7 protein-coding genes and 1 pseudogene are annotated in these 10,662 nt (G+C 37.0%); 2 read left to right on the top strand and 6 right to left on the bottom strand.

The genetic code is table 11. The features are described 5' to 3' along the window. Nucleotides 1-11: 11 nt before the first annotated feature. From uvrC to CEP47_RS02170, 6 genes are all read right to left on the bottom strand, one after another. Nucleotides 12-1,841 carry an excinuclease ABC subunit UvrC gene (gene uvrC, locus CEP47_RS02145; protein ID WP_261919634.1) on the bottom strand — a complete coding sequence of 610 codons (1,830 nt, stop codon included), beginning with the start codon at nucleotides 1,839-1,841 and terminating at the stop codon, nucleotides 12-14. A gap of 4 nt (nucleotides 1,842-1,845) precedes the next feature. Next, on the bottom strand, nucleotides 1,846-2,661 hold the full coding sequence (kdsB, locus tag CEP47_RS02150; protein ID WP_261919633.1) for a 3-deoxy-manno-octulosonate cytidylyltransferase: 816 nt from the start codon (nucleotides 2,659-2,661) through the stop codon (nucleotides 1,846-1,848). 31 nt (nucleotides 2,662-2,692) lie between these two features. Beyond that, on the bottom strand, nucleotides 2,693-2,875 hold the full coding sequence (locus tag CEP47_RS02155) for a Trm112 family protein (protein WP_261919632.1): 183 nt from the start codon (nucleotides 2,873-2,875) through the stop codon (nucleotides 2,693-2,695). A 1-nt stretch (nucleotide 2,876) separates the two neighbouring features. Next, entirely contained in the window at nucleotides 2,877-3,890 is a 1,014-nt protein-coding gene (lpxK, locus tag CEP47_RS02160; RefSeq protein ID WP_261919631.1) for a tetraacyldisaccharide 4'-kinase, read from the bottom strand. Nucleotides 3,891-3,919: 29 nt separating this feature from the next. Next, nucleotides 3,920-5,668, bottom strand: coding sequence for a lipid A ABC transporter ATP-binding protein/permease MsbA (msbA, locus tag CEP47_RS02165; RefSeq protein ID WP_261919630.1), 1,749 nt, complete (start codon nucleotides 5,666-5,668; stop codon nucleotides 3,920-3,922). A gap of 84 nt (nucleotides 5,669-5,752) precedes the next feature. Continuing rightward, nucleotides 5,753-8,230: a DNA internalization-related competence protein ComEC/Rec2 gene (locus CEP47_RS02170; protein WP_261919629.1), complete on the bottom strand. Its 2,478-nt coding sequence runs from the start codon at nucleotides 8,228-8,230 to the stop codon at nucleotides 5,753-5,755. Between the two features lie 367 nt (nucleotides 8,231-8,597). Here CEP47_RS02170 and dksA point away from each other — a divergent pair, with 367 nt between their 5' ends. Both dksA and pcnB read left to right on the top strand, forming a co-directional pair. After that, nucleotides 8,598-9,047 (top strand): RNA polymerase-binding protein DksA, encoded by a 450-nt coding sequence (gene dksA / locus CEP47_RS02175; RefSeq protein WP_261919628.1) that lies wholly within the window; start codon nucleotides 8,598-8,600, stop codon nucleotides 9,045-9,047. A 148-nt stretch (nucleotides 9,048-9,195) separates the two neighbouring features. Next, nucleotides 9,196-10,650: pseudogene (pcnB, locus tag CEP47_RS02180) on the top strand (polynucleotide adenylyltransferase PcnB); the annotation flags it as partial. Nucleotides 10,651-10,662 lie beyond the last annotated feature (12 nt).

Consider the following 10,662-nt stretch of genomic DNA (forward strand, 5'->3'; position numbering starts at 1 on the left):
TCAATAATTGCTTAATCTTTAAGCGTGTCAACAATCCGTTCTGCTAATGCCCGTGAAATACCGGGTACTGATGCAATTTCATCAATAGTAGCTGAACGTACGCCTTGCATACCACCTAAGTATTTTAGGAGAGCTTGACGACGTTTACTGCCCACCCCTTGAATACTTTCTAAACCGCTTTGGGTAAAGGCTTTTTGGCGTTTTTTACGATGTCCTGAAATTGCGTGATTATGGGCTTCATCACGGATATGTTGAATAAGATGTAATGCTGGACTATCGCTTGGAAGATGTAATTCAATACCTTGATGACTAATAATCAGCGTTTCTAAACCTGCTTTTCGATCAACACCTTTGGCTACCCCGATTAATATCGGGGTGTTTTTATCCCAATCTACTTCTAATTGAGCAAATACTGCTAATGCTCGATTTAATTGCCCTTTGCCACCATCAATAAAGATAATATCGGGTATTTTACTTGGATCGAGAGATTTATCGTAACGTTTTAACAGGGCTTGTTCCATAGCAAGATAGTCATCACCATTGGTATTTGTAAGGTTAAAACGGCGGTAGTCTGATTTTAATGGACCTTCATTACCAAATACCACACAAGATGCTACGGTATGTTCACCTAAGGTATGGCTAATATCAAAGCATTCCATTAGATTAATTTGCTCTAAACCTAGTACTTTTTGTAGCTCTTGGTAACGTTGTTGTTGATTGCCTAACTGTTTTAACCGTGTAATTAACGCAACCTTCGCATTGGTTTGTGCGAGTTTTAAATAACGAGATTTATTCCCCTTCGTTTTATCTTGAATTTGGACTTTATGCCCAGCCTGTTCGCTAAGGAGTGTTTCTAACGTATTTTTTTCTGCCAGTGAATGATCAAGGATAATTGTACTTGGAATTGTTCGTCCCTGATGTGCTTGTAGGTAAAATTGTCCGACAAAGGTTTCAGTTAATTCATTGAGATCGGTATTGGGTGGCATTTTGGGAAAATAGCTACGATTACCAAGAACTTTTCCTTGACGAATAAATAGAACTTGAACACAAGCCAATCCTTGACGATAAGCGATTGCAATTAGGTCAATATCATCGAGATGATCATTACTGATAAATTGTTTTTCAATGACACTACGTACTGCTTGAATTTGATCTCGAAAGCGGGCGGCTTGTTCAAAATCTAATGCTTGGCTTGCTTTTTCCATTTTTTCGATCAGATGATCTAGGACTTGTTGATCCTTTCCTTCTAAGAATAATCGAGTAAATTCAACTTGTTGCTGGTAGGTTTCATCACTTACATAACCATCAACACAAGGGGCAAGGCAACGTTTAATTTGGTACTGCAAACAAGGCCGTGAACGGTTGTTATATACCGTGTTTTCACATTGACGAATAGGAAAGAGTTTTTGGATTAAGGCTAATGCTTCACGCACGGCAGAAACATTTGGATAAGGACCAAAATATTCACCAGCAATTTTTTTACTTCCACGAAACGCCCCTATTTTAGGATGGCGTTCTTTCGTTAGTAAAATATAAGGGTAGGATTTATCATCTCGTAATAACACATTATATTTTGGCTGGTATTGCTTAATATAATTATGTTCAAGCAGTAAGGCTTCAGTTTCAGAATGGGTGATTGTAGTATCAATGTTGGCGATAGCAGAGACCAACGCTGAGGTTTTTTTACTACTTAAATTTTTACGAAAATAGCTTGAGAGCCTTTTTTTTAAGTTTTTTGCTTTACCAACATAGATTACATTTCCTTGTTGGTCATACATACGATAGACCCCGGGTTGGGTTGAAACATCGGCTAAAAACTGTTTTGGCTCAAACTTAGACATAAAATCAACCGTTAATTAGTGTGCTTGCTAAAATTTTGCGTACTTTTTCTAAATCTTCAGCTGTATCAACCCCACTAGGGGGTATTTGACAAGCCTGTTCACAGTGAATGGATTCACCATAATATAATACACGTAGTTGTTCGAGTGATTCGATCTGTTCTAAAGCCGTTGGTTGCCAGTTGATATAACGGCGAATAAAACCAGCGGTATAAGCATAAATACCGATATGACGTAAATAATGTTTTTGGCTTAGTTCTAGTTTTTCTAATTCGGTTAAGGAAAGGCTAAGCAGTTGGTTTGGATTGGATAATGTTTTAGCAAAAAGATCTCGATTCCACGGAATAACCGAGCGAGAAAAGTAGAGTACTTTATTATTTTGATCGGTAATCACTTTTACCGCATTTGGATTAAAAAGCTCCAAAGGATCGGTAATCTTAACCGCTAAAGTCGCCATATTTACTTGATTTTTAATTAAATTATGTGCAACTTGAGTAACAATTTCTGGTGGGATAAGAGGTTCATCACCTTGAATATTAACAATGACTTCATCATCAGCAAAATTTAGTTTTTCAACAACTTCAGCTAAACGTTCTGTGCCTGAGTTATGTTTTTCGGCAGTGAGACAAACTTCCCCGCCAAAACGCTCTACTGTTTGTTTGATTGCAAGGTTATCGGTGGCGACTATGATACGTTTTGCTTCAGTTTGACAGGCTTTTTCCCAGACGTGTTGGATCATTGGGCGTCCAGCAATTTCAACTAGTGGTTTTCCCGGTAAACGAGACGAGGCAAAACGTGCAGGAATGATGATGTTAAAGTTCATTAGAATTACCTTTAAAATTAATTTGAATGGCTTATTCGCTGGTAGTCGGTGTTATCAAAGGTTGTGCCATTTCAGGTAACAAGGCAGGAATGCCATTAATGATGGGATAACTTACTTGTTGTGCTTGGCAAATTAAATGTTGTTTTGCTTGATCTAAAGTTAAAGCCTGTTGGCATTGAGGACAAGCAAGTAATTTTATTATTTCAGGCGTCATTCTACTGTTCCTTTATTGTTTTAGTTGATGGACAAAATTTCTCAATCAGGTGTGAAAGTTGTTCCCCTTTGATTTGGGCGGTAACTGGGACATACCACCAATTTTTTGAGGAAAAATGGTTGCATTTTACCGCATCTTTTTCTGTCATCAAGAGTGGAAGATCTTGGGAAAAATAAGAAAAATCTTTAGCGGTATAAGCGTGGTGATCAGCAAAAGCTTGAGTTTGAGCAAGAAATAAGCCTTTTTGTTGTAACATATTGAAGAAACGATCTGGATTACCGATCCCAGCAATAGCGGTAATTTGCTGAAATGTATTCAGTGGGCGTGTTTCTCGGCTAACAAGATTAATCGCTTCGGTGGCGATTAATTGCATTTGGTCGGCAAAAAGTCCTGCAGGTAATGCTGTTGGTGCTTTTTCTCCATTGTAGATAATACAATCTACTTGTTTCAAGCGAGAGGGTAATTCTCTTAACCCACCCGCAGGTAAGAGGAAACCATTGCCAAATTCTCGTTGACTATCGACAACAACAATTTCTGCATCACGGCGTAAAGCATAATGTTGTAGTCCATCATCACTAATAATCAGTTGTGGTTGATATTTCTGCCAAAGTAGTTCGATACTATGGCGGCGGTTCGGTGAAACAGCAACAGGTACACCAGTTTGTTGAGCAATTAAAACAGGTTCATCGCCTGCTAGATTAGGATCTGTAGTTGGGAATACTTCAAGTGGATAGTATTTGCTTTTACCACCATATCCCCGAGAAATAATGGCGACTTTAACTCCTCTTGCTTGGCATTGTTGAGCCAGATGAATGACGACTGGAGTCTTTCCATTTCCACCCACAGTCAGATTGCCGACAACTATTATTGGACAAGGTGCTTGCCAAGATTTAAACCAACCTTGACGATATGCAAAACGGCGAAAAGCAGTGATATAGCCAAAAAGTTTGCTGAATGGATATAAAAGATAAGCGATTAATTTAGCTAAGTAAGTTGTTTGATACCAAAAATTCATACTTTGCGTTCTGTTTATTTCAATCTGTATTAACCATTAAATTGTATTTGATAGAGTTGGGAATATGCACCATTTTGGGCGATTAAATTTTTGTGTGTACCACGTTCAATAATTTTGCCCTGATCGATCACTAAAATTTCATCCGCTTTTTCGATGGTTGAAAGACGATGAGCAATCACTAAAATCGCGCGATCTTGTTGCAATTCTTCTAATGCAGTTTGAATTGCGTGTTCGGATTCTGCATCTAACGCTGAGGTTGCTTCATCTAAAATTAAAACAGAAGCCTTGCGTAATAATGCTCTTGCAATCGCTAAGCGTTGGCGTTGCCCTCCAGAAAGTCCTGCTCCGTTTTCGCCGATAACAGTATCTAATCCTTGAGGGAGTTTTTCAATAAATTCCATTGCGTGGGCAGCTTTTGCTGCAGCAATAATTTCTTCACGGCTGTATTTGTCGATTGCAGCATAAGCAATATTATTGGCAATGGTATCATTGAATAGATGTACTTGTTGGGAAACAACTGCACAGTGTTGACGTAAGCTCGCTAAGGTATAGTCTTTAATATTATGTTGATCAAGCAGAATTTGACCTTGTTTTATATCATAAAAACGGGTTACTAAATTTGCGATAGTCGATTTACCTGAGCCAGAACGCCCAACTAGAGCGATAGTTTTACCTTTAGGTAAATTAAAAGAAATATCGGTTAAAGCTGCTTCTGAACTATTATCATAATGGAATGTTACTTGTTCAAAGCGTAAGTTACCAGCGACTGTTGTTGGTGCATAAGTCCCCTGATCTTGTTCTGGTTGCATATCCATTAACTCAAACAAGGTTTGACAAGCTGCCATACCACGTTGGAATTGAGCATTAACGGAAGTAAGAGATTTGAGTGGGCGTAATAAAGCAAACATTGAGGAGAAGACGAGTGTAAAAGAACCCGCACTTAACGTTGCTCCCATAATGGTTGGGATCGTTGCAAGATAAAGGACGATAGCTAATGCAAATGATGCAATGATTTGTACAATAGGATCAGAAATGGCACTCATTGCCATCATTTTCATACTTTTTCGACGCATATCATCGCTAACGTGATTAAAGCGTTCTTCTTCTATTTGTTGTCCACCAAAGGAAATTACGACACGATGTCCTTTCAACATTTGTTCTGCACTACTAGTAAGAATCCCCATTGAGTCTTGCATTTTTTTACTTAAACGGCGGAAGTGCTTTGATACGATGCTAATTAAAATTGCAATAATTGGTCCTATTACAAATAGCACTAAGGTTAAATGCCAACTGGTATAGAGCATTAAAGCAAGTAGTGAAATAACGGTGGCGGTTTCTTTTACAATAGTAATTAAGGCACCAGATGATGAGTTGGCGACTTGATCGGTATCATAAGTAATACGTGACAGCAGTTTACCAGCCGCATTTTGATCAAAAAAGCTCACCGGCATATACATTAAATGTTTAAACAGTTTTTGCCGCATTTTCATCACAATCTGTCCTGATACCCAACTGAGGCTATAATCCGAAACGAAACTGCTTAAACCACGTATCATTATTAAACCGATCACAATAAAAGGTAACACTTTGAGGAAAGCGAGATCCGCATCACCAAAGCCTTTATCTAATAATGGTTTTAATAAATAGAGTAAGCCTGCTTCAGTTGCGGCATTAAAAAGTAGTGCGATAATTGCAATGATAATACCTGTTTTATGTTGCCAAATGAGTGGCCAAAGGCGTTTAAATGTTTGACGAGTAGAATAATCTTTATTGTTCATAATCTGTCTATCTAATTGAAATTAAGTCGCTATTCTACCTATATTCGAGTTGTGATCCAACTATTCGGCTTTTTTATTGCTGGATTAATCAGGGGTAACTAGCTGTTTATACCAAGCTGAAAAGCGAGAACGTGCTGTATGGATAGCGATATTGTCGCTGGAAAAAATGATTCGTACTTGGCCAACGATACCACTGTTGTAATATTGAATATTTAATTTTTGTAAACGTTCAGTTACCTCAGAATGAGGAAAGCGCCATTGATTAAAACGCCCAGCTGAGATTAATGCAATTTTGGGTTGTGTACGTTGCAAAAAAGCGAGAGAACTAGAGCTTTTACTGCCGTGATGTGCAATTTGTAATACATCAACTTGGGTTAATTGAGGTAGTAATGCGAATTCTTGAGCTTGTTCAATATCCCCCGTTAATAATACAGAATAATTTTTATCCTGAAGCTGTACCACACAAGAATGAGGATTTTTTGCTTTTTTAACGGGGGTAGAATTAAAAGGAAATAAAAATGTTAAGGTTAGTCCTTGCCAAGATAATTTTTTTCCTGAATAGCAATATTGATGTTGTTTTTCCCCATAGCTGGTTAAGGAAGGGCTAATCAAGTTGAGCATAGGGAAAACCTTGAATAAGGCTTTTGCACCACCGCTATGATCATTATCATCGTGGCTTAAAATTAAGGTTTCAGGGATTAATCCTTGCCGTTGTAGATAGGGCAAAATTTCTAATTCTGCCATACTGCCATTTTTCCAAGAACTCCCACTATCAAAGATTAATGTTCGTTGATTTTTGACAATCAGCATAGCAAGCCCTTGTCCGACATCAAGCATTTCTACTTGCCATTTAGTGTTATCTGTTTGTGTTGATGTTAAATGATAGTAGTACACCCCTAAAATAGTGATGCAGAATAGATCAGCAAGGAGTAAATGCAATAAAACTTTACTTGAAAGTAAACGAGAACGGTTTATTGAAAATAATGGAGGTGGTGATAATGTTAATCGATATTTAAGTTCAGGAGGTTTCGGTGGTGAAACTTGTATCAAATAGAGTAACAGAAATAAGAAGAGCAAAAATATAACAACAAATAGGGTAATTTGGAGCTGTTCTAGTTGTGAAATAGGTTGCCATTTTTGTTGTGATTGTAGATGTTGTACCGCAAAGTCTGCAACAGCGTTAGCAAATTTCCAAGGAATTAAATTAAAACTTAAAATAGAGAGTAAAATTAATGGCACTAATATTAAGCTAAAAAGTGGTACTAACCATAGATTGACCAAAAATGATGACCACGCAATTCCTTGAAAAAAGAACAGTTGAATGGGAAGAAAAAGAATAGTTAAACCAAGTTGTAAATGAATTAAAGCGACTAACCATTTTATTAACCAGCTAAATTTATTTTGTGATTGAGTGAGAGAGGTGTTTCGCCAAAGTAAGCTTGAAAGAGGAAATAATTGATTCCAAAACAATATGGCTGTTACTGCTAAAACGGATAACCAAAAGCTATCAGAAAGTAGTGTAAGAGGATCAAAGAGCAATAAAATAACCACTACTCGTAATAGAATTTGCCAGTGCGTCCAGTGATAACGAGATAAACCTAAGCATAATATGAGGCTAATAGCGATGATCGCACGTTGTGTTGGAATGGCAAAACCAGCTAGAAAACTATAACACAAAGCAAGCAAGAGTCCACAGCAGTGTGGAAATAGAGGGGTGATTTTAGCGGTTGGTAACAGCAGTTGAAAACAACGACCACCTGACAATCCGAATAAAAAAGCTAAGCCAATATGTAAACCAGAAATAGCAATTAAGTGTGCGGTACCTGTCTGTTGAAAATTTTTGAGCTGTTGTGGGGATAAACGGAATTTTTCACCAAAACCAAGAGCGAGAAGTAAGCCTTGTTGAGAGAGCGTATCTGTTGCTTGAATAGCTTTATATAATAGACGATCTCGCCATTGTTGAGGAGCGTGTAATAAGTTTGCAGATTTTACACTGCCTCTACCATCAAGATGATTTGCATATAACCAAGTTTGTCGATCAAAACCACCAAAATTAAGTCTTGAATTAATTGGACGTAAGCGTAATGTAGCTTGCCATTGTTGCCCAGCTAAAACGATAGTTTTGGGTTGCCAGTTAAGATAGAGGCGATAAGTCTGTTGATTATTTAATTTTGCACTTGCGATAACAGTTTGGTACTCCCCTTGATGGAGTACTTTTTCAATTTTTAAGATGGTGGTGTGTGAACTAGGTAAACTTGCCACCGTTTTTGCACGCAAAAGGGCTTGATTGATATTTAGTTGTAACCAAATAAAGAGAGATAAACACCCTAGTAAAAGGATGGTGATTTTCAGATAACCTAATTTAGGTGGGTAGAAAATGAGGACACAGAGATAGAGTATAGTAAATAGGCTGATGCACCATAGGTAAGAGGTTGGAAATAGGAATTGTTGGGGAAGAATTAAGACGAAGGTAAAAACAATGCAAAAGAGGCTTAATGCTCGATCAGATAAAAGTGTTGTGAGGATTATTTTGGTGGTATTTAAAGTTGAAAAATTTAGCATACAAATAAAAGAATGAGATAATTGGATAATTACTCTATCTTAATTGTCTAGAATTTTAGTGAATAGATCTCTAAAATTGAAATCAAGATCGCAAAAATAGTGTTTACTTTGAGGTGGAATAACCTTCCTTAGCTTAAATTGTGCAGAATGGTGAAAGAAAAATAGCGTAAATATGGAAGGGGAGGTTATGAAAAAATAATATTTTTCATTTGCTAAAAGCTTAATCTTCTGCTATTTATATCGCCTTTTTAAAAAACTGTAATAAGTTATAGGGGAAAGTCCCTAGAAGAATCACAATTTTTTATCGGATTAAGTTGTTTTAACCGTGATGAATACACTGGTTATACTATAATCCCAAGGAGATCAAATGACGGCAACTACTTCAAAAGCCACGCTTAGTCTTTTAGCACTTGCAGGTGTAACCCCATATCAAGAAAAAGCTGGGGAAGAGTATATGAATGATGCTCAAATTGAACATTTCAAGAAAATCTTAAAAGCTTGGCATGCCCAAATTGTTGATGAGGCGAATCGTACCGTTGCTCATATGCAAGATGAAGCTGCAAATTTTCCAGATCCTGCTGATCGTGCAACCCAAGAAGAAGAATTTAGCTTAGAGTTACGTGCAAGAGATCGTGAACGTAAATTGTTAAAAAAAATAGAACGAACATTGAAGAAAATTGAAACAGACGATTTTGGCTATTGTGAATCTTGTGGTGTGGAAATTGGGATTCGTCGCCTTGAGGCTAGACCAACTGCAGATTTATGTATTGATTGTAAAACATTAGCAGAAATTCGTGAAAAACAGATGATTGGCTAATAATTATTTAATTAGTATAATTATTTCAGATGTAAATGAATTCTCTTTCTTAGTGTTAGGCTAGAAAGAGAATTTCGCTTATTAGCTATTAAGTAAATTTAAGCTTATTAATTTAAAGAGGTGGATTATTTTAAGTTATATTCGTGGCATTTTTACGTCCCCAAAACGTAAAAAAGAAAATACAGTAAAAGAAAGTACTCAACCTATCCTAGAGCAAGCACCTAGCCAAAGTTTGGTGGAGAATACGGTAAAAACAAATAAAAAGGTAAAAAATCATAAAAAATCCACTTTAAAGAAAAAAACTTACCGAGCTTCAAGTAAAGGAATTTATCCGAATCAAATTAGTCGTAATGCGTTATTTGTTATTGAACAGTTACAAGCCAAAGGGTTTGAAGCTTATGTGGTGGGTGGATGTTTAAGAGATATTTTATTAGGTAAAAAAGCGAAAGATTTTGATATTGCGACTAATGCACGCCCAGAGCAAATTCAGAAAGTATTCCAACGTCGTTGTCGAATTATTGGTCGTCGTTTTCGTTTAGCTCATATTTTATTTGGGCGAGAACTGATTGAAGTGGCGACATTTCGTGCCTCTCACACAGAAGCGACCAATAATGCTTTTGCAAAACAGAATGATCAGGGAATGTTATTGCGAGATAATGTTTATGGTAATTTAGAAGATGATGCTCAACGTCGGGATTTTACTGTAAATGCCCTCTATTATGATCCGCAAACAGACTCCCTATATGATTTTTTTAACGGTTTACAAGATCTTAAACAAGGAAAGTTAAGCTTAATTGGTGATCCAATTAAACGTTATCAAGAAGATCCCGTGCGGATGCTAAGAGCAATTCGTTTTATGGCGAAGTTAGATATGTTTTTAGCACCTACAACCGCAGAACCCATCAAACAGACAGCTTCTTTATTACAAAATATCCCAGCAGCACGTTTGTTTGATGAAAGTTTAAAACTGTTACAAAGTGGTTATGGTTTAAAAACCTATCGATTATTGCGAGAGTATGGATTATTCCAACAGTTATTCCCATTATTAGTGCCTTTTTTTACTGCTAAGGGGGATAGTTATACTGAGAAGATGATTGTCGCCGCGTTAGGTTCAACCGATGAGAGAATTAGAGATCAATTAAGAATTAATCCTGCTTTTTTATTTACTGCTTTTCTTTGGTATCCATTGCGAGAAAAAATCGAGATATTAAAGAACGAAGGAGGGTTAAATAATCATGATGCTTATTCTCTTGCCAGTACGGAGCTGCTAGCGGAATTAGGTCGTCGAGTTGCCGTTTTATGCCGTCATATGGTAACGATACGAGATATTTGGATGTTACAATTACATTTGAATAAATGTACAGGAAAGCGTCCTCAGCTGACATTTGAGCATCCAAAATTTAGAGCAGCTTATGATCTATTAGCAATGAGAGCTGAGATTGAAGGAGGAGATGTGATTAAATTAACTGCGTGGTGGCATGAATATCAACTAAGTACCACACAACAACGAGAGGCGTTAGTTCAGATTGAAGGTCAACGTCAATCTAAAACAAAGCAAGATAAAAAGAAAAAATATCAGCACCGTATTAAACGCAAAAAGAGCCATTCTAAAAAA

It is taken from the genome of Mergibacter septicus (genome assembly GCF_003265225.1).
Taxonomy (GTDB): domain Bacteria; phylum Pseudomonadota; class Gammaproteobacteria; order Enterobacterales; family Pasteurellaceae; genus Mergibacter; species Mergibacter septicus.

What these genes read in the sequence shown, in the direction of transcription:
- uvrC (WP_261919634.1), bottom strand. Translation starts at nt 1,841, where the DNA reads ATGTCTAAGTTTGAGCCAAAACAGTTTTTAGCCGATGTTTCAACCCAA.
- kdsB (WP_261919633.1), bottom strand. Translation starts at nt 2,661, where the DNA reads ATGAACTTTAACATCATCATTCCTGCACGTTTTGCCTCGTCTCGTTTA.
- CEP47_RS02155 (WP_261919632.1), bottom strand. Translation starts at nt 2,875, where the DNA reads ATGACGCCTGAAATAATAAAATTACTTGCTTGTCCTCAATGCCAACAG.
- lpxK (WP_261919631.1), bottom strand. Translation starts at nt 3,890, where the DNA reads ATGAATTTTTGGTATCAAACAACTTACTTAGCTAAATTAATCGCTTAT.
- msbA (WP_261919630.1), bottom strand. Translation starts at nt 5,668, where the DNA reads ATGAACAATAAAGATTATTCTACTCGTCAAACATTTAAACGCCTTTGG.
- CEP47_RS02170 (WP_261919629.1), bottom strand. Translation starts at nt 8,230, where the DNA reads ATGCTAAATTTTTCAACTTTAAATACCACCAAAATAATCCTCACAACA.
- dksA (WP_261919628.1), top strand. Translation starts at nt 8,598, where the DNA reads ATGACGGCAACTACTTCAAAAGCCACGCTTAGTCTTTTAGCACTTGCA.